Genomic DNA, 25,682 nt, shown 5'->3' with positions numbered 1-25,682 from the left:
TAGATTCCCAAGCTGGACACGCGGGTTCGATTCCCGTCACCGGCTCCATCTCAGTTCTTCGAGCGCTGCTGGGGACGGGCAGGAAGGCACTCGTGGTGCACTTTCACCAGCGAGCGCCCTCCGGTGGAGTGTTTCCGGCCCTCCCCGTCGCGGAGATGTCCAGCCGCTGAGCCGGCCTGGCCACCAGTGGCCACCGGGCGTCCACACACGGTGCCCTCTACACGCGTACCCATGAGGCGGGGAGGAGCAAGCCCAGTCCAGCTGCTGCCAAGATCCCCGCGATCGCCTGGAAGAGAAGGTTGAGTCGCTTGCCCGACGCGTCATCGGCGACGGCCTGGACGTACGTCGTCGGTGCGGTCCAGGTGACGAAGCGTTTGAGATCCACCGTCGGGGGCGGATTCCACTGCGTGAGCGCATCACCCTCAGGCAGCTCCAGCGTCACGCCGTAGGTGCCGGCCGCAACCAACGCAGGTTTGTCGACGCACGTCACGCTCCCGGGAAAGCCCCCGAACGACCCCAGGTTCAGGGTGTACGACTCGAAGCTGCGAATCGGGTGGTTGTCCGGGAAGTCGACGTCCCACGCGAAGTCGCCCGTCGCCGCCTCACCAGACCCCACGAAGGTCGCTTCCTCCCGGTTGCCCGTGATCACCGATCCCAGACCAGCGGCCGAGCTGTTCGTGCATCCCTCAGTCGTCGGCACACCCCCGGCTGAGCCGGCCTGGACGAAGCGCGTCGCCCCGTGACCGGCGAGCAACCAGGTGTAGTTCGCGGGCGCATTGGCCGGGATCGCGACACTGAGTCTGGCGTGCAGGGCCTCCGAGGATCCCGGGACGTAGCCCACCGAGATCTCGGCGGGCAGCTCGGGGTGATTGGTGAAGTACTGCAGACTCGCCAGGATCACAGGTGCCCCCGGGCGGCTCTGACCCACGCCGAGGCCGGCCCACGCGAAGAGCGCGATGGCGACGAGCATCAGGCACCCGCCGGCACGAGCCCTGGAATCCATGGGCCAGACACTAGGGCGCGGACCTCGGCTCCGACCCCACTTTGCTCGAGGGGTTTGCGAAGCGGGCAATGACGCCGTCACCTGGGCACCGTCGAGGGCCGTGCTCCTGCGGCGGGGCCGCCGTCACCGCCGCCGGAACCGGCCCGTGCCGAACAGCTCCAGCGCCGGCACCGCCACCCCGCGCACAATCAGCTCGGTCAGCGCCGCCGCGGTGCCCGGAGCGAGCGTCACGCCGAGCATCCCGTGCCCGGTGGCGACGTACGCGTTCTCCAGCCGGCCCAGCCGACCGATGACGGGCAGCCCGTCCGGGGTGACGGGCCGCATCCCGGCCCGTGCCGCCGACATCGGTGCGTCCGGTGACCAACCGCGGAAGTATGCCGTCGGGCCCCGCCTGATCGCCGCGACGCGCCTGGCATCGACGGTCTCGTCCAGCCCGCCGAACTCCATCGTCCCTGCCAGCCTGAGCCGCCCGTCGAGAGGCGTGACGGCCACCTTGACCTCCGACAGACTCAGGGCACTGCGCAGCGCCAGCGGAGCCGCGTCGATCGAGTACCCCTTGCCCGACCGCACCGGCAGCGGCTCGCCGAACAGCCGCGACAGCACCCCGGTCCAGGCCCCCGCTGCCAGCACGACGGTGTCGCTCTCGAACCTCCGCCCACGCGAGGACAGGCCCACGACCCGGTCCCCGCGCACCACCACGTCGTCGATGGGTGCGTCCTCGACGACGTCGACCCCCAGAGCCGCCAGTCGTGTCAACAGTGCCGACACCAGGGCCCCCGGGTCGACGTACCGCTCGCCCGGGAAGTGGATTCCTCCACTGACCTGGTCCGTCAGCAGCGGCTCGTGCTCACGCACGGCGTCGCCGTGCAGGACACGCGACTCGATGCCGTGCTCCGCAACCAGCTCGAGGTCCTCGGCGTAGTGCTCCAGACGAGCCTCATCGAGGAAGGCCAGCAGCAGCCCGGTGCCCTGCATCTCGAACTCGAGCCCGTCGGCGCGGTACTCGTCGAACATCTCCATGCTGCCGGCCGCCAGCCGCAGGTGCGCCTCGAACCCGCGGCGGTAGTCGCGCGCGTTCGAGTGCCGCGCCATGCCGAGCATGAAGCGCACGACCTCGGGCCGCACCGACGGCCTGATCGCCAGCGGGCTGTCCCGGCGCAGCATCCACTTGAGCGATGACAGCACCATGCCCGGCGCGGGCACGGGCCCGCTCACCGCAGGCACCACCCACCCCGCGTTGACATCGGACGCGCCCTGCCCGCACGTGCGAGCGTCGACGACGGTCACCGGTCGTCCCTCACGGGCGAGGTGGTACGCCGTGGTCAGGCCGATGATCCCGCCACCGATGACGATCGTGCTCACGTCTCACCCTTTCAGACGTGGCGTATGCCGTGGCCCCCGGATCGCGGGACAGGTGAGGGTCAGGCGGGGGTCAGGCGAGGGCGCAGATCGCGAGGGGTCAGGCGTCCTGGGCGGTGTTGACGCGGGACGGCGGGTAGGGCGTGAACATCCCGTCGGGGAGACCGGACACCACGGGGCTGACGGCGGACTTGGCTCCCTCGACGAGGTGCTCGGGGGCGGTCCCCGCCGGAAGCCGCAGGGCGGCGGCGAAGGCAGCAGCGTCAGCGGGTCGCTGCTCGGGCAGCTTGGCCAGACCAGCCAGCACGGTGGTCCGCAGGGGCTCGGGCACGGTGTCCGGGAGCTCCGGCGCCGGCTGGCCAACGTGGGCGAGGGCCGTGGTGATCATCGACTCACCCGCGAACGGACGGTCGCCGGTGATCATCTCGAACCCGACGACCGCCAGGGCATAGATGTCGCTGGCGGGCGTCGCCGGGCGGCCCTGGACCTGCTCCGGCGCGAGGTAGTGGGCGGTGCCGAGCATCTCGCCGGTCTGGGTGAGCGCAGAGCCCGACATCGCCTTGGAGATGCCGAAGTCGGTCAGCCGCGCGTAGCCGTCGTCGTCGACGACGATGTTCGCCGGCTTCACGTCGCGGTGGACGACCCCGGCCTCGTGGGCCGCCTGGAGGGCCGACGCCGCCTGGTGCAGGATCTCGGTGGCCATGTCGGGCGCCAACGGGCCCTCCTCGGAGATGACCGTCGAGAGCGGCCGGCCCTCGATGAGCTCCATGACGAGGAAGGCGGAGTGCTCGCCCTCGCCGAAGTCGTGAACGGTGACGATGTTGGGGTGCTGGAGCGCGGCGGAGTTGACCGCCTCGACCCGGAACCTCTCGACGAAGGTCTCGTCGCCGCTTCCACCGGGACGCAGGACCTTGACGGCGACGGGTCGCTGCAGCCTCTCGTCGAGGGCACGCCAGATCTGACCCATGCCACCTTCGGCGATGAGGTCCTCGAGGCGGTAGCGGTCGCTGAGCAGCAGTCCGCTTCCGTAGTTCACGAGCGGGGTCCCGTGGCGCCTGCGGCGGGGGCAGCGCCGGGCGTCGGGAGGCAGGGGCTTGGGGTGGTCACGAGAATCCTGAGCAGGGAGGGTTCCCTCCACGACGGAGGGACGACACCATCATTGTCGCAGGTCGCAGGCCTGTCGTGGACATCACGAGCCCCCTGTCTGAGCGCCGCAAGGTCCACGGCACACCGCCGGGGGCAGACTCGACCCGTCCGCACGAAGCCCACCCTGCTGAGGGAGAACACCCATGAAGGCCTTCCGTGAGCTCGTCGAGTCCGCGATCGCCACCGGCACCCTCGACGGTGTCGACGCCCTGCTCGCCGACGACGTCGTGTTCACCAGCCCGGTCGCCTTCACGCCGTACCCCGGCAAGGCGATCACGGCCGCGATCCTCGACGGCGTCGCCCGAGTGTTCACCGACTTCCGCTACGTCTCGACCATCGAGGAGGGCAGCAGGAGCGCGCTCGTGTTCGAGGCGATGGTGGGGGAGGTCTCGGTCAACGGGTGCGACTTCATCACGACCAACGAGGACGGCCTCATCACCGAGTTCACCGTCATGGTTCGCCCGCTCTCCGGCGCCAAGGCCCTCGCCGACGCGATGGCGCAGGAGTGCCCTCGCATCCAAGCCGCGGCGCGCGCTGCGACGCCACCGGCCTGAGACCCCACGACGAACACCGTCTGCGCGCCCACGGCATACGCAGGCCCTCGGTTCCTTCCGCCGCGCCGAACGGCGCGTGCGCACCTATCCTGTAGCTCCTGCCCCTCCTGTCCCGGAGACCTCGTGCGTATCCGTCGCCCCCGCCGCCTCGCAGCACTGGCGAGCTTGGCCCTGCTGCCCCTCGTCGCCGCCGCCCCGCTCGCCGCCCGAGCGGCCGATCCCTCGGACCCCGGTGACGACCCGTCCAACAACACCAAGGGCGACCTCACCCTCCTCACGGGGTCCCTGCCCTCGTTCCAGGTCGGCCAGCAGGGCTGGGTCAGCCTGATCTGGTCCGCCGGCACCGACATGTGCGACGTGCGCGTGACCACGAAGTCCAAGGACGTCACGGTCACGCACCCGACCAACACGGGCAGCTTCTCGTCGCTCTACATCAACAGCGCGCTGGCTGAGACCAACTCCGACTACACGGCCTTCAGGCTCACCGCGCCCACGAGCGCCGGCACCTACCCGGTGGAGTTCGAGGCGACCTTCACCCGCCTCAAGGACTCGGCGGTCCTCAAGAAGTCCGACAACCTCGTCGTCAAGAACGTCACCAACTGCTCGGGGAACTCCGGCAAGGTCAAGGAGACGATCAACCTGCAGGTCGCGCCGAGCAGCGGGCCTGCGGTGACGCTGCAGACGCCGACACTGCAGGTGAGGTCGGGCGCCCCGAGCTGGGTGGCGATCGCCTTCAAGGGCAACGCTCCCGGACTCGACTCCTTCCGGGTCACGGTCACCCCGCCCGCCGGCTTCGAGGTCGTCTACCCCGGTGACGGCGCCTTCGGCGGGCTGTCACAGGGCACGAGCCTGCCTGTCGGCGCCACCGACTCGGCCGGCGTCCGCATCGACCCCCAGGACAGCCCGGCCGGCACCTACCAGCTCCCGGTCAAGGCCACCTGGTCCGGCGGCAGCCTGTCCGGCACCGTCACCGTCAAGGTCGTGCCGTGAACCCCGTTAACCCCGTGAACCCCAGAAACGCCGCAGTCGCCGGGACGGCCACCCGCGCGCTCGTCGGCGTCGCCCTCCTGGTCTCGCTGGCGGCCTGCGGCAGCTCCGGCAGCTCCGGCACCTCCAGCACCTCCGGCAGCGACGCGTCGGCACCGACGACGACGGCGTCGGCCCAGGGCGCGAGCACCTCCCCCGGCGCCGAGGACGAGTTCCTCAGGCTGACCGCCACGCACCTGTGCACGGTGCAGGGCACGGTCTACGACGACCCGGCCGACCTCGCGGCCGCCTACGAGGGTGCTCCCGCCTACCCCAGCCTCTCCGACGAGCAGGTGGCCGCGTTCGACAAGCGCGTCACGAGCGACCCTGCCTTCTCGGCCCGGCTCCTCGAGCAGGTCGCGACCGCCTGCGGGCAACCGTGAACCACCCGAACCGTAGGCCGTGGCGGGCACTCAACCTCTGATAGACAAACCCGGTGACCAGCGAAGAGTCCGTGCAACCGGCTCGGAGCCGGCTCCGACGAGTCGGCCGCGCCGTCGTCTACGGCCTCGTCGTGGCGGTGGTCGTCACGGCCCTCGCGTTCCTCGTGCGCTCCCAGTTCGACCCGCTCATCCGCGCGGACACGTCGGCGATCCGCACGGCGACCGACGTCACGAGGGAGCACCCGGCCCTGCGGCAGTTCCTGCTCACGTGGCAGCTGCTGAGCAACCCCACCAACCTCTATGTCCTCGCAGCGCTCGCCTGCCTGTGGACCTGGCGCCGCCGGCAGCTCACGACCCGCGCACTCTGGGCCTTCGTGACGATGATGGTCGGCTGGAACCTCGCACTCGACGTCAAGTACATCGTCCAGCGCGCCCGCCCCATCGTCGCCGACCCCGTCTCCCACGCGCCCGGCTACTCCTTCCCCTCCGGCCACGCCGCCAACGCGACGATCGCGGCGACCACGATGGTCCTGCTGTTCTGGCCGCTCATGCGCCGCACCGGCGTCCGGGTCGGCGCCGTCGTCGCCGCGGCCCTCTTCGTCCTCGTCACCTGCCTCGACCGCATCTTCCTCGGCGTCCACTTCCCCTCCGATGTCGTCGGCGGGGTGCTGCTCGGTGCCGGACTCGTGCTGTCCTCCTATGCCGGCTACGTCGACTGGCGCCCGCCCGCGCTCGAACCCGACTCCGCCACCCGCAAGGAGCCCACCTGATGCCCTTCCTCACCCGCTACGACGACGACCAGAGCGCGCCGTCGGTCGGCTCCGCCCTCAAGGACGCGGGCCTGCGCGCCATCGCCCCGGCCTTCGTGCTCTTCGGGCTCATCGTCGGCGTCGGGCTGCTCCTCAGTGGCCCCCTCAAGGCGTTCGGGACGCGGGAGGAGTCGGCGAACCGCAGCCTCGCGGCGGACCGGACACCCACCTGGAACACGATCACGATGTTCTGGTCCCACATCGGCAACACCGAGTACGTCATCGGGGTCGCGGTGATCGTGGCCCTCGTCGTGTGGTGGCGTACGAAGCAGTGGTGGTATGCCGTGGTGCCGGTCCTCGCGATCTCGATCCAGGCCACGGTCTTCGTCATCGCGACGGCCGTCGTCGGCCGGGCACGACCCGAGGTCAGCCACCTCGACCCGGCCCCGCCGACGTCGAGCTATCCCAGTGGCCACGAGGGCGCGTCGACCGCCCTCTACCTCTCCCTGCTGCTCATGGCCACGCGCATCAGGCAGCCCGCCGTGCGCGTCGTGGTCATGGTGCTGTGCGGGCTCGCGCCGTTCCTCGTCGGCTTCGCTCGTCTCTACCGGGGGATGCACCACCCGAGCGACGTCGCGATGGGCGCGGTCAACGGCGTGCTCAGCGCGCTGCTCGCCTGGGGCTACCTCCGGCGTGGTCGCAGCGACGCTCAGACCCGCGCGTAGCGCGCCCGGGCCCCGCAGTACACGCCGAAGGCCGCCAGGCCGATGGCGACGAGGGTGAGCAGGATCGGGCCGGCAGGCGCCTCACGCAGCGTGTGCAGCGCGCCGTCCAGACCCGTGGCCTCCGACGGCGTCTGGCGGACCGCGGCCACGAGGAACAGGAAGCCGACGACGACCAGCGCGACCCCCTTGGCGACGTAGCCGGCCCTCCCGGCCTGGACGGCCCAGTTGCCCGGATGCTCCACGAGGTCCTCGAGGAACTTCTTCTTCCACCCCTTGTAGACGTGGTACGCACCGACCGCGACGACTCCCAGGCCGATGGCACCGACGAGGAGCCGGCCGCCCGCGTGGCTCATGAGGCTGGCGGTGAAGTCCGCGGTCTGCCCGCTGCTGGAGGTGGACGAGCCCGTCGCGAACTTCAGGGCGGTCCACGCCAGCGCGGCGTAGACCACGAGCTTGCCCACGGCCTTGGCCCGGTCCGCAGCCTCGGCGCCGTGGGCGCCGGTGATCGCCTCCGTGAGCTGCCACACGGCGAGCAGCACGAGCCCGACGACCGTGACCCACAGGACGAAGGAGCCTCCGGTGCTGCCGGCCAGCGTCGCCAAGGCCCCGGACTGGTCGGCACTGCCTCCGCCGGAGGTCCACGCGACCTTGAGCGCGATGTAGGCGATGAGGAGGTGGAGCAGGCCACTCACCGCGTAGCCCAGCCTGGCACCCCGCTCGACGATGGTGGAGTTGCCGGCCTCGTGGGCCGCAGTCTTGAAGTCCGGGGTCTTCACGGCGTCAGCCTCCCACAGCACCGCCGGTCAACAGGCCCCTGCGGGCGTACGGTCAGCGCATGACCGGAGCAGTCGTGATCCTCAACCCGACGAAGTTCGACGACCTCGGTGCGGTGAGGCGCACGGTCGAGTCCGCCGCGACCGCAGCGGGGCACGCTCCGCCCTCGTTCGTCGAGACGACCGAGGACGACCCGGGCTTCGGCCAGACGCGCCAGGCGCTGGACCGGGGCGCCGATCTGGTCTGCGCCCTGGGCGGCGACGGGACGGTCCGCGCGGTCGCGCAGGTCCTTGCGGGCACGGGGGTCCCGCTGGGCCTGCTGCCGGGCGGCACCGGCAACCTGCTGGCCCGCAACGTCGACGCCCCGGTGGACGACCTCGCGGAGGCCGTCAGGCAGGCGCTCACCGGGGAGGAGCGCACCATCGACGCCGGCTGGCTCCTGCTCGACCCCACGCCCGAGCAGCTCGACCACCCCACGCCCGCCGCCGACCGTCCCGACAACGCGCACCTCTTCACGGTGATGGCCGGTCTGGGCTTCGATGCGGAGATCATGGACGACGCCCCCGAAGGCCTCAAGGACACGGTGGGCTGGGCGGCCTACCTCGTGTCCGCCAGCCGGAACCTGCGCAGCCCCGGCTTCGAGCTGACGGTCGCGCTCGACGCGCAGGCCATCGAGCCGGTCACCGCGCGGACCATCGTCGTCGGGAACTGCGGGACCCTCACCGGGGGGATCGAGCTGCTCCCCGACGCCGTCCTCGACGACGGGCTCCTCGACGTCGCGACCATCACCCCGCAGAGCCTCGCGCAGTGGGTGGGTGTGGCGTCCCGGGTCGTGCGGGGGAAGACCGACGACGGCCCGTCCATCGAGCGCCGACAGGGCCGCGACGTCGTCGTCTCGGTGGACCCGGCCCAGAAGGTCGAGGCCGACGGCGACCTCCTCGGGGTCGCGACCCGGCTCCGGCTGGTGGTCGAGCCCGGAGCGCTGGTGGTGCGGGTCAGCCCCCGGGGACCATCCAGCGCAGGATCTCGATGAGTCCGACGACCGCGCAGACGACGACGAACGCCGCGATGACCCACGCGATGATCTGGGCCGCGTCGATGCCACCTGTCGACTCCGGCGGCGAGCTCGGGGTGCCGATGGCGGCCGTGGCCGCCGCGTCGGAGGCGTCGCGGGCCTCGAGCGCCTTGGCCCGCAGGGCCTCGACCTTCTTCGAGCGCGGCTCCTGACGCACCGATCGCGGAAGCGAGCGCCACATCGCCGCGAAGTCGTCACCGTGCGAGGCGCGCCAGGCCTCGACCGCCGCCTCGACCTCCGGCCCCTTGACGCCCGCGCCGAACCAGGCGGCGCCCGCGGCCGGGAGGTCCCCCATGCCGTGGTGGACCTCGCCGAGCAGCCGCAGTGCCGGCACGTCGCGCTCCTCGCGCACCCGCGCGGCGAGGAGGTCGCGCGCCACCCACAGCTCCTTGCGCTCGACCGCCGCGGTCGCCTCGTCGACGACCGAGCTGTCGACCGGCTCGCTCGAACCCGTCGAGCCCGTCGTGCCGGTCGGGTCGTCGCCCCCCGTGCCGTCGGGCGCGGGTGCGGTGTCGCGGGTGTCAGGCATGGGAGCCAGCGAACCACACCGCCGCGCCCGAGAGCAGGACCGGCACACACGGCATACGGACGTCGTGCCGGTATGCCGGCCGCCCACCCGGCGTGACCCAGACCACTAAGCGTGCGCTTAGTCACAAACCCGGACCCCACCTTGCTTCGGCCTACTCGCCGGTAGCACCATGGTTTGCATGGGCCACTACAAGAGCAACCTGCGCGACATCGAGTTCAACCTCTTCGAGGTCTTCGGTCGCGGCGACGTCCTGGGGCAGGGCCCCTACGCCGACGTCGACACCGACACCGCGCGCGAGATGCTCAAGGAGATGGCGCGCCTGTCCGAGAACGAGATCGCCGAGTCGTTCCAGGACGCCGACCGCAACCCGCCCGTCTACGACCCGCAGACGCAGGTCGTGACGATGCCGGAGTCGTTCAAGAAGTCGTATGCCGCCTACCGCGAGAGCGGCTTCTGGAACGTCGACGTCCCCGGCGAGCTCGACGGCACCGTGGCCCCGCCGAGCCTGCGCTGGGCCATGAACGAGCTCGTCCTCGGCGCGAACCCCGCGCTCGCGATGTTCAACGCGTCCTACTCGTTCGCCAAGCTGCTCCACATCCTCGGCACCGAGGACCAGAAGAAGCTCGCGCGCTGGATCATCGAGAAGGACTGGCACTGCACGATGGTGCTCACCGAGCCCGATGCCGGCTCGGACGTCGGCGCCGGCCGCACCAAGGCGACCCAGAACGAGGACGGCACCTGGGACATCACCGGGGTCAAGCGCTTCATCACGAGCGCCGAGTCCGACATGGTCGACAACGTCGTCCACTTCGTCCTCGCCCGCCCCGAGGGCGCCGGCCCCGGCACCAAGGGCCTGTCGCTGTTCATCCTCACCAAGTACGCCGTCGACCTCGAGACCGGTGAGCTCGGCGAGCGCAACGGCGTCTACGTCACCAACGTCGAGAAGAAGATGGGCCTCAAGGTCTCGACGACCTGCGAGCTGACCTTCGGTGGCGAGAAGCCCGCGACCGGAACGCTGTTCGGCGACGTCCACGACGGCATCGCCCAGATGTTCCGCGTCATCGAGAACGCGCGCATGCTCGTCGGCACCAAGGCCATCGCGACCCTGTCGACCGGCTACCTCAACGCGCTCGAGTACGCCAAGGAGCGCGTCCAGGGCGCCGACCTCACGCAGCAGACCGACAAGGCCGCGCCGCGCGTGACGATCACGCACCACCCCGACGTGCGCCGCAGCCTCATGCTCCAGAAGGCCTACGCCGAGGGCCTGCGCGCGCTCGTCCTCTACACCGCGAGCCAGCAGGACGTCGTCGACACCGAGCAGCTGCGCACGGGCGCCGAGCAGATCGAGCAGGGCACCTCGGCCGAGCTCGCCAACCGCGTCAACGACCTGCTCCTCCCCATCGTCAAGGGACTGGGCTCCGAGCGCGCCTGGGTGCTGCTCGGCACCGAGTCGCTCCAGACCTTCGGCGGCTCCGGCTTCCTCCAGGACTACCCGGTCGAGCAGTACGTCCGCGACGCCAAGATCGACACTCTCTACGAGGGCACGACCGCGATCCAGGGCCTCGACTTCTTCTTCCGCAAGATCATCAAGGACAAGGCCCAGGCCCTGACCACGATCGCGATGCAGATCCAGGAGTTCGCCAAGGAGCTCGGTGGCCACGACGGTCGCATCGACCGCGAGCGCGAGCTGCTCGGCGAGGCCCTCGAGAACGTCCAGGGCATCCTGGGCTACATGGTCGGCGAGCTCATGAAGTCCGACCCGCGCCAGGGCGGCGACGTCACCAACCTCTACAAGGTCGGGCAGAACACCACCCGCCTGCTCCTCGGCGCCGGCGACCTCGTCGTGGGCTGGCTGCTCCTGCGCCAGGCCGACGTCGCGCTCAAGGCCCTCGAGGGTGAGGTGTCGGACAAGGACCGCGACTTCTACACCGGCAAGGTCGCGGCGGCGCAGTTCTACGCCCGCCAGGTCCTCCCCCGCCTCGCCGCCGAGCGCACCATGGCCGAGGCCACCGACAACGAGCTCATGGACGTGCCCGAGTCCGCCTTCTGACGACTCGACTGATTGCGCGGTCGGGACGGCGAGCGCCAGCGAGTTGTCCCGACCGCGCAATCAGTCGAGAAACGGGCTTTCGGTATGCCGTCCGCGCACCTCGCGCGGACGGCATACCTGCGTCGTGGGTCAGAAGTCGCGAGGATGGTGTCGATCGGGCCCCGGGTCGTTCGTCATCGGGGTGAGGCGGGCACCGGGCCCGCCGACGTCGGCGGCGACGCGACGCACGCGACCAAGGAGAGACGACATGGCGCAGTACCTCATCTACTTCAACCAGCAGTGGGTCGGCGAGCACTCGCAGGAGTGGTTCCTGTCGCGGGTGGAGCCGTCGATGGCGGTCATCGAGGAGATGAAGGCGGCAGGGGTCTACGTCTTCGCCGGTGGGCTCGAGGAGGGTGCGCCGGTGTTCTCGGCGGACGCGACGAGCGGGACGGTGACGATCACCGACGGGCCGTTCGCCGAGACGACCGAGCAGCTCGGGGGGTTCACCGTCATCGACGTGCCCGACCTCGAGGCCGCGAAGATGTGGGCGGGGCGGCAGGCGGAGGGGTGCGGGTGGCCCCAGGAGCTGCGCCTCTTCGGGTCACCGCCCGAGGTCTGAGCCATCCCGCGAAAGGGAGCGAGGCGCCTGCTCTCCCCTCCTGAGCAGGCGCCTCGTTCGGCGACTCGGCCACCACCTGCCCGAGCCGGCGGATCCCCCGATCCGCGCTGGTGCCAACACTTCCAGTGCCCAAGCCCACTGTCGATGGGGAGGACTCCCCACATGCACGAGGCCCCGGCGACCAGGTGGTCGCCGGGGCCTCGTCTGTGCTGCGGTCAGCTCAGAGACGCGTGTCGGGGTCGACGCGGGTCTCGTCGACGCGCGAGCCCGACACCGGGTCGACCTGGGTCGAGCGGGTCGCGGTGTAGCCCGCGGGACGGGTGCGGCCGCGCATCGCGAAGGACAGCAGGATGGCGAGCACGCCGGCGGCGATGAGGATCCACCCGAGCATGCCGTCGTCCATGCCGGGGATGTCCACCTGCAGGACGAACGCGAGGATCGCGCCGATGACGATGAGGACGATTCCGAGTCCGATGTACATGGTCACTCCTTGTGGCCGCGTCCGGGCTCAAGGGGTCCCGGATCGGGTCCAGACTCTACCGCTGACCTGCAGGAATGACGGGGAGGACGGCACCCGGATTGAGCAGGCCGTCGGGGTCCAGCGCGGTCTTGATCCGCTGGTTGAGCTCCATGACGTGGGGGCCCAGCATCGCCGGCAGGGCGTCGCGCTTGAGACGTCCGACCCCGTGTTCGCCGGTGATGGTGCCGCCGAGCGCGATCGCCGCGGTGAGGATGTCCTCGAACGCGGCCCGGGCGCGTCTCGTCGAGTCGGCGTCGGCGGCGTCGTACATGACGATCGGGTGCGTGTTGCCGTCGCCGGCGTGCGCCACGCAGACGATGTCGACGGCCCGCTCGACGCCGATCTGCTCGACCCGGGCGACGAGGTCGGGCAGCTGCGGCACGGGCACACCGACGTCCTCGAGCAGCAGCGAGCCGGCCGCCTCGGCGGCGGGGAAGGCGAGGCGCCGGGCGCGCACGAACGACTCACCCTCGGCGGGGTCGTGGGTGACGAAGACGTCGACGGATCCCGCCTCGACGCAGGACTTCTCGATGACCGCCATCTCCTGCTCGCGGGCGCCCTCGGGTGCGTCCGACTGGACGAGCAGCAGTGCGCGGTCGCGGTCGAGCCCCATCGGGGCGAAGTCCTCGACCTGGTTGACCGTCGGCCTGTCCATGAGCTCGACCATCGAGGCGCGCACCACCCGGCCCATGGCGACGACGGCGTCGGCGGCACCGCGCACCGTGTCGAACGTCGCGACGAGCGTCGACGGTGCGAGCTGGGCGGGAACGAGCCGCAGCGTCGCGCGGGTGACGATGCCGAGGGTCCCCTCGCTGCCGACGAAGAGCTTGAGGAGCGAGAGACCGGCGACATCCTTGATCCGCTTGCCGCCCAGCGTGACGAGCCGCCCGTCGGCGAGGACGACGTCGAGGCCCAGGACGTAGTCGGTGGTCACCCCGTACTTGACGCAGCACAGGCCCCCCGCGTTGGTCGCGATGTTGCCACCGATCGAGCAGATCTCGAACGAGCTGGGGTCCGGCGGGTACCAGAGGCCGTGCTCGCCCGCGGCCTTCTTGACGTCGGCGTTGAAGGCGCCGGGCTCGACGACGGCGCACCGCGCGGCCGGGTCGATCTCGATCGCGGTCATCCGCTCGAGGCTGACGACCAGGCCGCCCTCGACCGCCGACGCTCCTCCGGACAGGCCCGATCCCGCTCCGCGGGGGACGACGGGTATGCCGTGGCTCGCCGCCCAGCCCACGGCGACCTGGACGTGCTCGGCGGTCTCGGCACGCACGGCCGCACACGGCATACCGGCTTCGGGGTCCTTGGCCCAGTCGAAGCGGTACTTCTCCAGCGCCTCGGGCCGGGTCGCCACCACCCCCTCGGGGAGGGCGGCGGTGAGCTCTGCGACGGCGGCGCTGCGATCGGTCACCCGGCCATCCTAGGAAGCAAGGGCGGGCGGGCGCCCTGCGTGGCCGCCCGACCGGGCAGGATGCGGGCATGACGACCCCGGGGACCGACCTGCTCACGGCGGCCGAACGAGGTGACGTCGACGCGGTGTCGGCGGCGCTCGAGGCGGGCGCCGACCTCGAGGCCCGCGACGCCCACGGCCGGACCGCCCTGCTGCTCGCGGCGACCTTCGACCACGTCGGGGTCGCCGACGTCCTCGTCGCAGCCGGTGCGTCGGCCGACGCGCTCGACGACCGTCACGACACCCCCTGGCTCGTCACCGGGGTCACCGGCAGCGTCGCGATGCTCGAGGCCCTGCTGCCCGCGACGCCGGACCTCACGATCCGCAACCGCTACGGCGGAGTCTCGGTCATCCCGGCGAGCGAGCGCGGCCACGTGGACTACGTGCGCCGGGTGGTGCAGACCGGCATCGACGTCGACCACGTCAACGCCCTCGGCTGGACCGCCCTGCTCGAGGCCGTCATCCTCGGCGACGGAGGTCCGGCCCACCGGGAGATCGTCGGCATCCTCCTCGGTGCCGGGGCGGACCGGTCGCTCGCCGACAAGGAGGGTGTGACGGCGCTGGAGCACGCGAGGGCCAAGGGGCAGACGGAGGTCGCCGCCCTGCTGGAGGGCTGAGCTCCCATGGTCATCCGGCGTGTGTCCCGGGATGTCCGGGCCACCGGGCAGGATGGTGCCCATGGCCACGATCGTCTTCCTGCACGCCCATCCCGACGACGAGGCCTCCGGCACCTCGGGCACGATGACGCGGCTCTCGCGCGAGGGGCACCGCGTGGTCGTCGTCTACGGCACCGGCGGTGAGCACGGCACCTCTCCCGAGGACCTGCCCGAGGGGACCACCCTCGCGGACTTCCGGCGCGGCGAGGCCGAGGCGTCCGCCCGCGTCACCGGCGCCGAGCGGATCGAGTGGCTCGGCTACGTCGACTCGGGGATGCACGGCTGGGAGCAGAACTCGCACGAGCACTCCTTCCACGGCGCCGACCTCGACGAGGCAGGCGGCCGGCTGGCCGAGCTCCTCGACGAGGAGGACGCCGACGTCCTCGTGACCTACGACTGGCACGGCGGCTACGGCCACCCCGACCACGTCAAGGTGCACCAGGTCGCCTACCGCGCGGCCGACCTCGCAGCGCAGCGTCCGCGCGTGCTCGAGTCGACGATGAACCGCGACGCGATGCGCGCCGGCTACCAGGAGGCGCTCGCCGCGGGACAGGGCGACGAGAGCTGGGACCCCGACGCACCGATCGACGGCGGGGAGCCGCTCGGCACGCCCGAGGCCCAGATCTCGTGGAGGGTCGACGTCACGCCCGACATCGAGTCCAAGCGCGCGGCCCTCGCCTGCCACGCGAGCCAGACGAGCGACGTCGGGATGATGCTGGCGATGCCCGACGAGATCTTCCGCGCGTGGTTCGGCACCGAGTTCTACATTGAGCCGGGGCGCCCGGCGGGCATGGTCGACGGGTGGCCGTTCGCCGACCTCGAGTCCTGACCGGTCAGACCGGCGTGCGCAGCAAGCCGCGCACGATGCTGTCGCCGGAGTGCTGCGGCTTGTCGTCGAACTGCTCGCGCGAGAGGTCCACGACGACGTAGCCCTCGTCGAGCAGCTGTCGCGAGACGGGGAACGCCCCCGCGGTCGCGCCCTCGTCGAGCACTCCCACCGACACCATCCGCTTGCCGTCCCGGTTGATGAGCCACACCTCGACGTAGCCGCTGTCGCCACGGTCGAGCTCGGTGGCCGACACCGCGAGGTTCAGCTCGCCGGCCCGCTCGCTCACCGTGGCCGTCCCCAGCCTCTGTCGGGTGTCGAGGGTGTCGAGCTCGGCGGTGGCCACCGTCCGGATGACGTCGATGCCGGCTCCGCTGCCGCTCTGGAGCCGGTCGGCGACCACGACACCGCCGGCACCCAGCAGGATCCCGGCCGCACAGGCGGCGGCGAGCCACGTGAGGGCCGGCCGGACGCGACCGACAGGGTGCTCGCGGTCGCGATGCTCTCGACGCAGGGGGACGACGACCTCGGGGGAGCTCGAGGACTCGGCCGGCGCAGGCAGGACCGCGACGTCCGGCCTGGCCTCCGGCTGCAGCGAGGCCGGCGCGGCGTCCCTGGGTGGGATGCGCTCCCCCACGTCGGAGCCGTCGAGGTCCTCGACGATCCGTGCCCAGAGCCCGGGTCCGGGTGTGACGAGCTCGACGGTCGGGGCCTCGCGCGCGATGTCCACGACACGGGTGAGGTCCGCGAGCGTGCCCCGGCAGGCGGCGCAGGACGCGAGGTGCTCGCGCTCGTGGGCCAGCGCGTCGTCGTCGAGCGTGAGGTCGACGAGGCGCTCGTCGGCGAGGTGCTCCGTGTGCACGACGTCCTCCTCGTGCCGGGTCGGCGGGCGGGTCATGCCTTCACCTCCTCGAGTCGGGTTCGCAGGTCCAGCAGACCGCGACGGATGTGGCTCTTGACGGTTCCGAGCGGCAGGTCGAGAGCTTCGGCGATGTCCTGCTGCCGGCGGTCCTCGACGACCGCCATCCGGATGATCGTGCGTCGAGGCTCGCCCAGGGCGTCGAGCTCGCGGGCGAGGACCACCCGCTCGGTCGCGTCCTCGGGCTGGGCCCCGGTCGCGACCTCCGAGGGTACGGACAGGGCTCGCTCGTCACGCTCGCGGCGGCTGCGTTGGGCGTGGTGGTCGGCGCAGCGACGCCGGGTCACCGTGGCGAGCCACCCGGCCAGGGACCCGGCCGCCGGGTCGAGCGAGTGACGGGCGCGCCACAGCGCGACGAAGACCTGCTGGGTGACGTCCTCGGCGTCGTGGTGGCTGCCCACCGATCGCACGGCGATGGTGTGCACGAGCGGACCGAACCGGCGGTAGACCTCGGCGAGCGCATCCCGGTCCTCGTCGGCGACGCGCTGCATGAGCTCCGCGTCGCTCGTCTCGGGAGGGGCATCACTCAACACCCACCTCACGATAGGCGACGCGTCACGCGGCGGAGGCGCGACGAGCGATCGCAACGACGTTGTCGTCATAGTGGCGGGTCCTTGGGTTCCACTCCCCGCCGCAGCTGACGAGGTGCAGCCGGGCGGGGCCGGATCGGGCGAAGAGGGCGTCGACGTCGAGAGCCTTCTTGGCGTACTGGTCGACCCGCTCCACGACGTACTCGACCCGGGCTCCGTCGACCGTGACGACGATCGTGGCGCCGACGTCGAGCCGGGGCAGCTTCGCCAGCGGGCCGACCTCGTCGCGCGAGTCGACGTGTGCCGAGATGACGTTGGCTCCCCGGGGCGACGTCGGCGCGGGGCCGAACCGATACCACCCGGCGACGTCCGGGTCGTCGGGCAGCGCCATCTGGCCGTCCTTGGCGACACCGACGGGGACGACGGGCATGCGGACGTCGAGCGACGGGATCGTCAGCTCGAAGTCACCGGTGGACGGACGGGACTCTCGGGTCGGCGAGGGCGTCACCGGACGCGCGGGGCTCGTCACCCGCGGCCCGCCGGACGCCGTCGCCGACGGGGAGGGGCGCCCCGTCGGCGACGGCGCGGCGGACAGCGACCCGGTCGGTCCCGCCGTGGTGGGCTTCGGGTCGAGGGCCGCTGTCACGTCGGCGGGGTCGCTGAGCCGGTCTGGTGAGCGGACGGCATACGCGCCCCATGCGAGCACTCCGGCGAGGAGCGCGGTCGCCACGACGACGACCGCCCTCCCCGGACCGGAGCTCCACATGGAACGCATCACCTCAGGCGCGCACGTCCTGGCGGCGGCGGGTCGCGAGGAGCGCGAGCCCGCCGGCGAGGAACGCGGCACCACCGATGGTCAGCGGCTGCCACGTGTTCGTCGCCGCCTTGCCGCCGGTTCCGCTCGGGACGCCACTGGGCGCGCTGTGCAGCCCGTCGATGGTCTGGACGGCGAGCTTGAGGTTCTTGTCAGCGGCCGAGCCCCAGGCATAGACGATCGTGTTGGTGCCCTCCTTGAGGTCGACGTCAGCCGGGCCGATCGCCACCGTGTCGGTCCCGGCCAGCACCACGTCGGCCTTGATCGTGCCGGCGGGAAGGTCCGCCTTGGCCTCGTTGGGGTTGGTCAGAGCCTTGAAGGCCGCCTCACCGTTGGCCCGGACGTCGACAGCCGGAGCGGCGGCGGTGTGCCGCACCGTGATTCGCGCCTGGCCTGCCTTCGTCGGCTTGGTGTCGTTGACGAAGGGAGTGAGCACCGGTGTGCCACCCGCGTTGAGGTGGGCGACGACGGTGACGTTGGCGCCACCGGGCACGGTGACGTCGTTGGCCTCGATGACCGCGGCGCCGTTCGGGCCGGCGCCCGCCGCCGTGACCTTGAGGTCGTAGGACCCCTCGGGCAGCGTGAGCGGGTCGGTCAGCGTGCCGGGCTTGAAGTCCTCGAGGATGGCGTCGCCGTTGGCATAGACGTCGACGGTCGCTCCCGGCACGGCGTGCAGGATCGAGACCTTCGCGTCGGCGGCGTGGGCCGGGACGGCGAGGACGGTGCCGAGACCGGCCGAGACGGCGAGGACGGCAAGGGTTCGGGTGGTGCGCATGGCGTTCTCCTTGTCAGGTTCGGGTGGGCCGTCGGCTCAGAGGTCGACCGGGCGGAGGACACCCGTGAGGCCGTGGGCGATCTGCTTGTTGCCCTTGTTGATGTTCACGGCGAACGGGTTGATGAACGGGTTGCGGTCGTTGGTGTCCTTGTCCCGCAGCTGGATGAGCGGCAGTCGCTTGTTGATGACGCGGACTCCGACCGTGCCGCCCTGGGCGGTGGTGAGGGCCGCGCCGTTGCTCGCGGCGGCCTGCTTGGCGGTGATCGTCGCGCCCGGGACGACGTGGTACAGCAGGACCGTCTCGACGGTGTCGATGCCGAGCCCGGCGACGGCCTCGAAGACGGCCTTCTCGGACGACAGGCGCGTACCGGCGATGTCCTTGACGAGCGCCTGGAAGGCGCGGTCGTTGGGGATGAACGCGGTGAGGGCCACGTTGCCGTCGGCCAGCAGGGCGACAGGGCTGTTGGGCTTGTTGGCGATGACGGCCAAGACCGCCTCGGTGACGATGTCGTAGTCGTACCAGTTGTGGTCGAACTGGTTGCCGTCGGCGGTGAGGACGGCGGCCAGGCTGCGGTTCCCGGTCGGAGCCGGGTCCGTGCCGGACTGCGACCTGCCATGGGCGGACGCGCTGGGGGCGAACACCACACCGGCGAGGCCGGCGGCCATGAGGGCGGAGAGGATCTTGCGTGCGGTCATCGTCGATCTCCCTTTGTTCGGGGACGCGGAAGTACGTCCATGCCCCCTACTTCCGCCCGTACCCCCGCCAGGGATGCACCTTGGACAAACTTTCTACAAAGAAGGTTCCCAGGGACGTCACAGACGCCGGTCGGCAAGCACCGGGAAGGCCTCGCGGGTGCGCGCGACGAGCCCAGGGTCGACGTCGACCACGAGTACCTCCTCGTCGGGCCCCGCCTCGGCGAGCACCTCGCCGGTCGGCCCGACGACCTGGCTGCGACCGCCCATCTCGGTGCCGGCGTGGGTCCCGGCGGTGTTGCACTGGACGACGAACGCCTGGTCCTCGACCGCACGCGCCCGGCCGAGCAGCGTCCAGTGCGCGACGCGCGCCGCCGGCCACGCGGCGGGCACGACGAAGAGCTCCGCGCCGGCGTCGAGCTGCTGCCGGTAGAGCTCGGGGAAGCGCAGGTCGTAGCACGTCGACAGCCCGGCCACGGCGGACTCCCCTGTGCCGCAACGCAGCTCGGCCACGACGATCTCGGTGCCCGCCTCGAGCAGCTTGGGCTCACCCGAGCCGAACCCGAAACGGTGGATCTTGCGGTATGCCGTCCGCCCACCGTCCGCGGTGACGAGCAGCGACGTGTTGGCCAGAGTGCGTCCGTCGGCCCCGGGCCCGGCGAGGCGCTCGACGAAGGACCCGGCGTGCAGCGTCACGCCGGTCTCGGCGGCCAGGGCGGTCATGGCGGTGGCCCACGGTCCGTCGAGCGGCTCGGCCGCATCCTCCCAGCGCCGGTAGTCGAACCCGGTCGGGGCCCAGAGCTCGGGCAGGACGACGAGGTCCGGCCGGTGCGAGCGCGCGGTGTCGCGCACGAGGCCGCTCACCCGCTCGACACGGTCGCGCAGCGGCTCGTCGTCGCCGTAGCCGACCTGGATCAGGGCGATGCGCATGGTCAGTCGACCTCCTTGGTCTGCGACCCGAGTCGCTGGAGCCGCTCGTTGTAGGCGCGCAGGGCGGCGTCCTCGTCGCGGTCGGCCTGCCGGTCGAGCCGTGTCGTCTCCTGACGGTCCCGGGCGAACCACTGGCGTGCGACGAGGATCGCGAGGACGAGGGTCGGCGCCTCGCCGAAGCCCCACGCGATCTCCCCCGCACGGTGCTGGTCGGCGAGGGCGTCCGGTGCCCACGGCAGGTTGATCTGCTCGAAGAAGTCGGGCGCGAGCACGAACGACGTCCCGCTGAGCGCGACACCGAAGAACGCGTGGAAGGTGATCGTGGCGAACAGGATGATGAGCAGGATCGCCGGTGACCACCTCGGCGGTCCGGGGTCGATGCCGATGAGCACCCACGTGAAGAGATAGCCGGTGAGGAGGAAGTGGGCGAGCATGAGCAGGTGGCCCGAGTGCGTCGTGAGGGCGAGCTCGAACAGCGGCGACCAGTAGAACGCGGCGAGGCTGCCGAAGAAGAGCACGGCGGCGACGACCGGGTTGGCCAGCACCTGCATGGCGCGCGAGTGGACCACCTGCAGGATGAGCTCGCGCGGCCCCCACGTGCGGTCGGGACGGGCGGGCAGGGCACGCAGGGCGAGGGTGAGCGGCGCGGCGGGGACGAGCAGCAGCGGCACGATCATGGCCACGACCATGTGCATCACCATGTGCACCGAGAACTGCACGCGGCCCCAGATGTCGGGGGCGCCGCTCGTGGCCCAGATGAACGCGACCCAGCCGAGGGTCCACAGGATGGTGCGGTGGACCGGCCAGGCGTCGCCGCGGCGGACGAGACGGCGCACGCCCGCGGCATACAGACCGACCGCGACGACCGCGATCGCGATCATGAGCCAGTTCGGACGCCACTGGGTGAGCCAGTCGGACGACGTCATGGCGCCCGGGTCGGGGAAGCCGGTGATGGACAGCACCGCGCTCGGCGACTGCTCGGAGTCCGGGACCGGCGGGGGCGTGCGACCGAGGACGGCGCCGAGACCGAACGCCGCTGCCATGAGCCCCAGCTCGAGGAGGACGAGCCGGGCGAACCCGCTGCCGTCGGTGCTGATGGTGGCGATGACCCGGCGTCGCTGCTGCCAGCCGAGCAGGCCGAGCACGATGAGGATGACGGTCTTGGCGAGGACCATCGCTCCGTAGGCCGAGGCCAGTCCCGAGAGTGACCCGAGCCGGATGACCGCCTGCTGCAGGCCGGTGACGGCCACGAGGGCGTAGGCCCAGCCGGCGAGCACCGAGTAGCGCGAGACCGTCGCCGACAGGTCCCTGCCGATCCGCGGCTGCATGAGGGCGATGGCGAGCAGTCCGCCGGCCCAGACCGAGACGCCGACGAGGTGGACGCCGAGCGAGTTGACGGCGTCCTCGTGGCTCGCGCTGCCGGCCGAGTGGCCGGTGAGGGCGACGATGACGATGCCGGCGAGCGCCGTGGCCGAGAGCCAGGCGTATGCCGTCCGCGTCCGCGCGAGGAGCGCGCCGAGGGTGACGACGAGCGCCACGCCGGTGGAGATCGAGAGCACGCGGGTGACCTCGAGCGACCAGACGAAGGTGAGGAACTGACGAGCCAGCTCGGGGTCCCCCAGCCGCAGCCCGGCCAGAGAGGCGAAGGTGAAGAAGACGCCGAACCCCGCCGAGACGAACCAGATGGCACCCGTGACCGCGGCCAGGCGCGAGGCCTGGACCCGGCGCTCGGTCGTGCGGCGCTCGGGGACGAGGAAGGCGGCGAGCACGAGCAGGCCGAAGGTCACGGCCGACGACAGGTCGCTCACGACCCGCATGAGCGGGAGCGCCCAGCGGACGAGGGGGCCGGGGTCGTCGAGGACGAGCGGTGACAGGACGCCCGCCAGCGACGCGGCCACGAGGGCCACGACGAGCCCGGTCACGCCGACGACGGCCACCGGACCCATCGGCGTGCGGGCGGTGGCGGGCGCGGTGCTCATGCCTCACAGCGTAGGCAGCCCGTGGCCCCCCGAGTCCAGCCACCCGCCTGCGAGACTGGCGGCACCATGGTGCTCCCACCGACTCCCCTGACCCTCGGCCTCGACGTCGAGGCCGGTCCCGACGTCGTCTGGGACCTGCTCGTGCGTCTCGCCGAGTGGCCGCTGTGGGGGCCGACCGTGCGCGAGGCGAGGCTCGACGACGGGCATGCCGTCCTCTCCCCGGGTGCGACAGGGAGAGTCCGCACCGTCGCCGGCCCCTGGGTGCCCTTCCGGGTCGAGGACTGGCACGTCGACGAGACGGTGCGGCACTGGTCGTGGCGCGTGGCCGGCATACCGGCAACGGGACACACGGTGACCGCGCGGGGTCGCAGGTGCCGCGTGGAGATGACCGCGCCGTGGTGGGCCGCGGGCTACGCGCCCGTCCTGTGGCTCGGGCTGCGACGGGTCAGAGCACTGGCGGAAGCGCGTCGAGCTGGAGGCGGCACCACGGGCTGACCTCTCGCAGCCCCGACATCGCGTCGTCGCGGAAGCGCGCCCAGTGAACCCACTCGTGCTCGGCCACCTCGTCCGGGTCCGGCGCCAGCGAGCCCGGGTCCGCACAGTGCGCGACGTAGACCGGGCAGACCTCGTTCTCGACCACGCCGTCGTCCATGACCGCGCGGTAGCGGAAGTCGGGCAGGACGGCGCGCAGGTCGCTCACCTCGAGGCCGAGCTCCTGGCGCAGCCGTCGACGCACCGCGTCCTCGACGTCCTCGCCGGGCGCCGGGTGGCCGCAGCAGGTGTTGGTCCAGGCGCCGGGCCACGTCGTCTTCGACCACGCCCGGCGGGTCACGAGCAGCCGACCGGCGTCGTCGAGGACGTAGCAGGAGAAGGCGAGGTGCAGCGGCGTGTGCTCGTGGTGCACATCGCTCTTGCGGGCGGTGCCGATGGGGCGTCCGTCGTCGGAGAGGAGGACGACGTGCTCCTGCGTCGCCGTCATGCCGGTCGCGCCAGCTGGTTGACGGCCGCCCGGAAGACGACCGGGGCGACGCGCGCAGCAGGGACGAGGGCGCGGCGGACGGAGGGCAGTCGGGTCGCGGTGACCAGCCCGAGGGTGAGCAGGTCGTGGCTGCGGCCCAGGCGCCGCCAGGCCGTCTCGTAGGACTCGGGCCGACCCGTGGCCACCGCGTCGACCGCGGCCCGGGCCTGGGCCAGGCCGAGGGCCAGGCCCTCGCCGGTGAGGGCGTCGACGTAGCCGGCGGCGTCCCCGACGAGGAGCACCCGTCCCTGCACGCGGCGGCGGGAGCGTTGGCGCAGCGGACCGGCGCCGAGCACCGCGGAGCGGGTGTGGCCGGCGATCCGGTCCCGCAGCGCCGGGAACTCGTCGAGCAGGTCGGTGAAGGGGCGACGGTGCGCGCTGAGCACGGCGACGCCGACCTCCCCCGGACCGACGGGGGTCACGTAGGCCTCGCCGGCGGCGGCCCAGTGGACCTCGACCATCGAGGTCCACGGGGCAGACTCGACGTGGACCCTCTGGCCGTAGCGGCGCAGCCCCGACCGAGGCGCGTCGAGGCCGAGCAGCCTCCGGACCGGCGAGTGCAGCCCGTCGGCGGCGACGAGGTGGCGGACGGGTTCGCCGTCGACGACGACGTGGTCGTCGCGCTGCTCGACCCGGGTGACGGCGGCCTGCTCGATCTCGACGCCGGCAGCGACCGCCCTGGCGAGGAGCGCCGAGTGCAATGCGGTGCGTCGCACCCCGAGGCCCGGGCCGGAGGTGAAGGGTGCGTCCACCGCGCGGCGCCCGTCGACGTAGCGGATGCCGTCGATGGGCCGGCCGTCGACGTCGACGCCGAGGTCGGTCAGTGCGGCCACGGCGCCGGGCATCAGACCCTCGCCGCACGCCTTGTCGATGGCCCCGGCGCGCGGCTCGCGGACGGTGACGGCGAGACCGGAGCGGACGGCATACAGGGCGGTGGCGAGCCCGACGGGACCGCCGCCGGCGACGAGGAGGTCACGCACGGGCGTCGGCCGGAGTCCGCGGGAGGGTGGCGAGGGCGGCGTTCTCGGCCCGCAGGCGCACGGCGAGCAGTCCGGCGTTCGCGATCGTGAAGACGAGCGCCGTCACCCAGCTCGCGTGGACGAGCGGCAGCGCGACACCCTCGGCGACGACCGCGACGTAGTTCGGGTGCGACAGCCAGCGGTAGGGGCCCGAGCGCACCGGGGCCAGGCCCGGCACGACGATGACCCGGGTGTTCCAGCGCGAGCCGAGGGTGGCGATGCACCACCACCGCAGTGCCTGGGCGGCGACGACGACGGCGAGCATCGACCACGCGAGGGCGGCCGGGACCTCGGGCCGGCGCACGAACGCCTCGACGAGCATGGCGACGAGGAAGCCGGTGTGCAGGACCACCATGAACGGGTAGTGGCCGCGGCCGGTCTCGACGCCGCCCCGGGACAGGCTCCACGCGGCGTTGCGCTTCGAGACGACGAGCTCGACCAGCCGCTCGACCCCGACGAGCAGGACGACGACGACGAAGGCGGTGAGGGTCGTCATGCCGCTGCCTCGTCGTCACCGGCACGCAGGAGCACCAGCTCGGAGCAGAACCCGGGACCCATCGCCATGAGCAGACCGTGGGTGCCGGGCGGTGGGGGTCGCTCGGCGAGGGTGTCGGCGAGGACGTGCAGGACCGAGGCCGACGAGAGGTTGCCGATGCGCGAGAGGCTGCTGCGGGTCAGCGCGACGTCGTCGTCGTCGAGCCCGAGGGTGTCGCGCAGGGCGTCGATGACCTTGGGGCCGCCGGGGTGGCAGACCCACCAGCCGATGTCGTCACGAGTGAGGTCGTGGTCGGCGAGGAAGCGGTCGACGTCCTCGCCGAGGTAGCGCGAGACGATCGCCGGGACCTGGGCGTCGAGGACGATCCGCAGCCCCGTCGAACCGACGTCGAACCCCATCGTGCGCTCGCTGCCGGGATAGAGCCGGCTGCGGCTGTCGAGGACCTCGATCCGCCCCTCGCGCTCGGGGCCGCCGACGACGACGGCCGCGGCGCCGTCACCGAAGAGCCCGCTCGCGACGAGGTTGGCGACGCTCACGTCGTCGGGCTGGACCGTGAGCGAGCACAGCTCGACGGCGACGAGCACGGCCACGTCGTCGGGGTGACCCAGGAGGTGGTCGTGCAGCCGGGCGATGCCGGCCGCACCCGCGACGCAGCCCAGGCCGAAGAGCGGGATCCGCTTGACGTCCTCGCGCAGCCCGACCACGCCGGCGATCCGGGCGTCGAGCGAGGGCACGGCCAGCCCGGTCACCGTCGTCGAGACGATGAGGTCGACGTCGGTGGGGGTGAGACCGGCGGCCTTGAGCGCGTCCTGGAGCGCCGACGCCCCGAGGGCCACCGCGTGCTCGAGGAAGAGGTCGTTGGCCTCGTCGAACCCGGCGAGGGACTCGTAGCGGTGCAGCGGCAGGGCGAGGTGGCGCTGGGCGACGCCGGCGTTGCCGTGGATCGAGCGCAGCAGGCGCTCGCTCACCGCGCCGCGCGTGCCGACGACACGGGCGAAGGTGTCGGTGATCTCTCCCTGGTCGTGCCGGTGCTGCGGGAGGGCCGTGCCGACGGACAGCAGGCGGGTGCGCACAAGAGCCTCG

29 protein-coding genes are annotated in these 25,682 nt (G+C 72.0%); 11 read left to right on the top strand and 18 right to left on the bottom strand.

The features are described 5' to 3' along the window. Positions 1 to 217: 217 nt before the first annotated feature. The 3 genes from KLO01_RS07800 to KLO01_RS07790 all read right to left on the bottom strand — a co-directional run bounded on the left by KLO01_RS07800 (position 218) and on the right by KLO01_RS07790 (position 3,398). On the bottom strand, positions 218 to 1,003 hold the full coding sequence (locus tag KLO01_RS07800) for a hypothetical protein (RefSeq protein WP_147063873.1): 786 nt from the start codon (positions 1,001 to 1,003) through the stop codon (positions 218 to 220). 123 nt (positions 1,004 to 1,126) lie between these two features. Continuing rightward, the gene (locus tag KLO01_RS07795; RefSeq protein ID WP_147063871.1) at positions 1,127 to 2,365 is read right to left on the bottom strand and encodes an NAD(P)/FAD-dependent oxidoreductase; all 1,239 of its coding nucleotides are present in this window, start codon (positions 2,363 to 2,365) and stop codon (positions 1,127 to 1,129) included. A 97-nt stretch (positions 2,366 to 2,462) separates the two neighbouring features. Continuing rightward, positions 2,463 to 3,398 (bottom strand): serine/threonine-protein kinase, encoded by a 936-nt coding sequence (locus tag KLO01_RS07790; protein WP_147063869.1) that lies wholly within the window; start codon positions 3,396 to 3,398, stop codon positions 2,463 to 2,465. A gap of 253 nt (positions 3,399 to 3,651) precedes the next feature. Here KLO01_RS07790 and KLO01_RS07785 point away from each other — a divergent pair, with 253 nt between their 5' ends. The 5 genes from KLO01_RS07785 (at position 3,652) to KLO01_RS07765 (ending at position 6,945) form a co-directional block, all read left to right on the top strand. Beyond that, entirely contained in the window at positions 3,652 to 4,062 is a 411-nt protein-coding gene (locus KLO01_RS07785) for a nuclear transport factor 2 family protein (protein WP_147063867.1), read from the top strand. 165 nt (positions 4,063 to 4,227) lie between these two features. Next, positions 4,228 to 5,052 carry a COG1361 family protein gene (locus KLO01_RS07780; protein WP_186827962.1) on the top strand — a complete coding sequence of 275 codons (825 nt, stop codon included), beginning with the start codon at positions 4,228 to 4,230 and terminating at the stop codon, positions 5,050 to 5,052. Continuing rightward, entirely contained in the window at positions 5,049 to 5,471 is a 423-nt protein-coding gene (locus KLO01_RS07775) for a hypothetical protein (protein ID WP_147063863.1), read from the top strand. The genes KLO01_RS07780 and KLO01_RS07775 overlap by 4 nt, the downstream gene beginning before the upstream one ends. Positions 5,472 to 5,524: 53 nt before the next feature. Beyond that, on the top strand, positions 5,525 to 6,241 hold the full coding sequence (locus KLO01_RS07770; RefSeq protein ID WP_246136111.1) for a phosphatase PAP2 family protein: 717 nt from the start codon (positions 5,525 to 5,527) through the stop codon (positions 6,239 to 6,241). Continuing rightward, on the top strand, positions 6,241 to 6,945 hold the full coding sequence (locus tag KLO01_RS07765) for a phosphatase PAP2 family protein (RefSeq protein WP_147063861.1): 705 nt from the start codon (positions 6,241 to 6,243) through the stop codon (positions 6,943 to 6,945). The genes KLO01_RS07770 and KLO01_RS07765 overlap by 1 nt, the downstream gene beginning before the upstream one ends. On the opposite strand, the gene KLO01_RS07760 is transcribed toward KLO01_RS07765, so the two are convergent. Continuing rightward, a complete protein-coding gene (locus KLO01_RS07760) occupies positions 6,930 to 7,721 on the bottom strand; it encodes a DUF1206 domain-containing protein (protein WP_147063859.1) in 792 nt (263 codons plus the stop codon). The genes KLO01_RS07765 and KLO01_RS07760 overlap by 16 nt on opposite strands. A 59-nt stretch (positions 7,722 to 7,780) precedes the next feature. Here KLO01_RS07760 and KLO01_RS07755 point away from each other — a divergent pair, with 59 nt between their 5' ends. Then, positions 7,781 to 8,752, top strand: a complete 972-nt coding sequence (locus KLO01_RS07755) for a diacylglycerol/lipid kinase family protein (RefSeq protein ID WP_147063857.1) — start codon at positions 7,781 to 7,783, stop codon at positions 8,750 to 8,752. Here the strand turns inward: KLO01_RS07755 and KLO01_RS07750 are convergent. Further along, positions 8,715 to 9,323, bottom strand: coding sequence for a hypothetical protein (locus tag KLO01_RS07750; RefSeq protein ID WP_147063855.1), 609 nt, complete (start codon positions 9,321 to 9,323; stop codon positions 8,715 to 8,717). The two genes, KLO01_RS07755 and KLO01_RS07750, sit on opposite strands and share 38 nt — an antisense overlap. A gap of 178 nt (positions 9,324 to 9,501) precedes the next feature. On the opposite strand from KLO01_RS07750, the gene KLO01_RS07745 reads away from it, so the two are divergent. Beyond that, positions 9,502 to 11,373: an acyl-CoA dehydrogenase gene (locus tag KLO01_RS07745; RefSeq protein ID WP_147063853.1), complete on the top strand. Its 1,872-nt coding sequence runs from the start codon at positions 9,502 to 9,504 to the stop codon at positions 11,371 to 11,373. Positions 11,374 to 11,620: 247 nt separating this feature from the next. Continuing rightward, entirely contained in the window at positions 11,621 to 11,974 is a 354-nt protein-coding gene (locus KLO01_RS07740) for a YciI family protein (protein ID WP_147063851.1), read from the top strand. Positions 11,975 to 12,194: 220 nt separating this feature from the next. Here the strand turns inward: KLO01_RS07740 and KLO01_RS07735 are convergent, their stop codons facing one another. Then, positions 12,195 to 12,455, bottom strand: coding sequence for a DUF6458 family protein (locus tag KLO01_RS07735; RefSeq protein WP_147063848.1), 261 nt, complete (start codon positions 12,453 to 12,455; stop codon positions 12,195 to 12,197). Between the two features lie 55 nt (positions 12,456 to 12,510). After that, positions 12,511 to 13,905, bottom strand: coding sequence for an FAD-binding oxidoreductase (locus tag KLO01_RS07730; RefSeq protein ID WP_147063847.1), 1,395 nt, complete (start codon positions 13,903 to 13,905; stop codon positions 12,511 to 12,513). A 68-nt stretch (positions 13,906 to 13,973) separates the two neighbouring features. Here KLO01_RS07730 and KLO01_RS07725 point away from each other — a divergent pair, with 68 nt between their 5' ends. Next, the gene (locus tag KLO01_RS07725) at positions 13,974 to 14,561 is read left to right on the top strand and encodes an ankyrin repeat domain-containing protein (protein ID WP_147063845.1); all 588 of its coding nucleotides are present in this window, start codon (positions 13,974 to 13,976) and stop codon (positions 14,559 to 14,561) included. Positions 14,562 to 14,622: 61 nt separating this feature from the next. Beyond that, the gene (locus tag KLO01_RS07720) at positions 14,623 to 15,429 is read left to right on the top strand and encodes a PIG-L deacetylase family protein (protein ID WP_147063843.1); all 807 of its coding nucleotides are present in this window, start codon (positions 14,623 to 14,625) and stop codon (positions 15,427 to 15,429) included. A gap of 4 nt (positions 15,430 to 15,433) precedes the next feature. Here the strand turns inward: KLO01_RS07720 and KLO01_RS07715 are convergent, their stop codons facing one another. The 7 genes from KLO01_RS07715 to KLO01_RS07685 all read right to left on the bottom strand — a co-directional run bounded on the left by KLO01_RS07715 (position 15,434) and on the right by KLO01_RS07685 (position 22,066). Continuing rightward, positions 15,434 to 16,324, bottom strand: coding sequence for an anti-sigma factor (locus tag KLO01_RS07715; protein ID WP_147063841.1), 891 nt, complete (start codon positions 16,322 to 16,324; stop codon positions 15,434 to 15,436). Further along, positions 16,321 to 16,878, bottom strand: a complete 558-nt coding sequence (locus KLO01_RS07710) for an RNA polymerase sigma factor (RefSeq protein ID WP_246136110.1) — start codon at positions 16,876 to 16,878, stop codon at positions 16,321 to 16,323. The genes KLO01_RS07715 and KLO01_RS07710 overlap by 4 nt, the downstream gene beginning before the upstream one ends. A 22-nt stretch (positions 16,879 to 16,900) precedes the next feature. Then, a complete protein-coding gene (locus KLO01_RS17125; protein WP_186827961.1) occupies positions 16,901 to 17,641 on the bottom strand; it encodes a class F sortase in 741 nt (246 codons plus the stop codon). A gap of 13 nt (positions 17,642 to 17,654) precedes the next feature. Beyond that, the gene (locus KLO01_RS07700; RefSeq protein WP_147063837.1) at positions 17,655 to 18,464 is read right to left on the bottom strand and encodes a DUF4397 domain-containing protein; all 810 of its coding nucleotides are present in this window, start codon (positions 18,462 to 18,464) and stop codon (positions 17,655 to 17,657) included. Positions 18,465 to 18,500: 36 nt separating this feature from the next. Further along, entirely contained in the window at positions 18,501 to 19,160 is a 660-nt protein-coding gene (locus KLO01_RS07695; protein ID WP_147063835.1) for a fasciclin domain-containing protein, read from the bottom strand. A 117-nt stretch (positions 19,161 to 19,277) separates the two neighbouring features. After that, a complete protein-coding gene (locus KLO01_RS07690; RefSeq protein ID WP_147063833.1) occupies positions 19,278 to 20,087 on the bottom strand; it encodes a carbon-nitrogen family hydrolase in 810 nt (269 codons plus the stop codon). 2 nt (positions 20,088 to 20,089) lie between these two features. Further along, positions 20,090 to 22,066 (bottom strand): bifunctional copper resistance protein CopD/cytochrome c oxidase assembly protein, encoded by a 1,977-nt coding sequence (locus KLO01_RS07685; protein ID WP_246136109.1) that lies wholly within the window; start codon positions 22,064 to 22,066, stop codon positions 20,090 to 20,092. 66 nt (positions 22,067 to 22,132) lie between these two features. On the opposite strand from KLO01_RS07685, the gene KLO01_RS07680 reads away from it, so the two are divergent. Beyond that, positions 22,133 to 22,561: an SRPBCC family protein gene (locus tag KLO01_RS07680; protein WP_147063831.1), complete on the top strand. Its 429-nt coding sequence runs from the start codon at positions 22,133 to 22,135 to the stop codon at positions 22,559 to 22,561. Here the strand turns inward: KLO01_RS07680 and idi are convergent. From idi to KLO01_RS07660, 4 genes are read right to left on the bottom strand one after another with little or no spacing between them, the layout of a single operon-like run. Continuing rightward, on the bottom strand, positions 22,512 to 23,045 hold the full coding sequence (gene idi / locus KLO01_RS07675; RefSeq protein WP_147063829.1) for an isopentenyl-diphosphate Delta-isomerase: 534 nt from the start codon (positions 23,043 to 23,045) through the stop codon (positions 22,512 to 22,514). The two genes, KLO01_RS07680 and idi, sit on opposite strands and share 50 nt — an antisense overlap. Beyond that, the gene (locus KLO01_RS07670; protein WP_147063827.1) at positions 23,042 to 24,064 is read right to left on the bottom strand and encodes an NAD(P)/FAD-dependent oxidoreductase; all 1,023 of its coding nucleotides are present in this window, start codon (positions 24,062 to 24,064) and stop codon (positions 23,042 to 23,044) included. Before KLO01_RS07670 ends, idi begins: the two co-directional genes overlap by 4 nt. Then, positions 24,057 to 24,599 carry an isoprenylcysteine carboxyl methyltransferase family protein gene (locus tag KLO01_RS07665; RefSeq protein WP_147063825.1) on the bottom strand — a complete coding sequence of 181 codons (543 nt, stop codon included), beginning with the start codon at positions 24,597 to 24,599 and terminating at the stop codon, positions 24,057 to 24,059. Before KLO01_RS07665 ends, KLO01_RS07670 begins: the two co-directional genes overlap by 8 nt. Beyond that, positions 24,596 to 25,672 (bottom strand): type III polyketide synthase, encoded by a 1,077-nt coding sequence (locus KLO01_RS07660; RefSeq protein ID WP_147063823.1) that lies wholly within the window; start codon positions 25,670 to 25,672, stop codon positions 24,596 to 24,598. The genes KLO01_RS07665 and KLO01_RS07660 overlap by 4 nt, the downstream gene beginning before the upstream one ends. Positions 25,673 to 25,682 lie beyond the last annotated feature (10 nt).

Source organism: Knoellia locipacati (assembly GCF_007992835.1).
Taxonomy (GTDB): Bacteria; Actinomycetota; Actinomycetes; order Actinomycetales; family Dermatophilaceae; genus Knoellia; species Knoellia locipacati.
The sequence above is the reverse complement of the archived record's forward strand: the minus strand, read 5'-3'. Positions and strand labels throughout refer to the sequence as shown.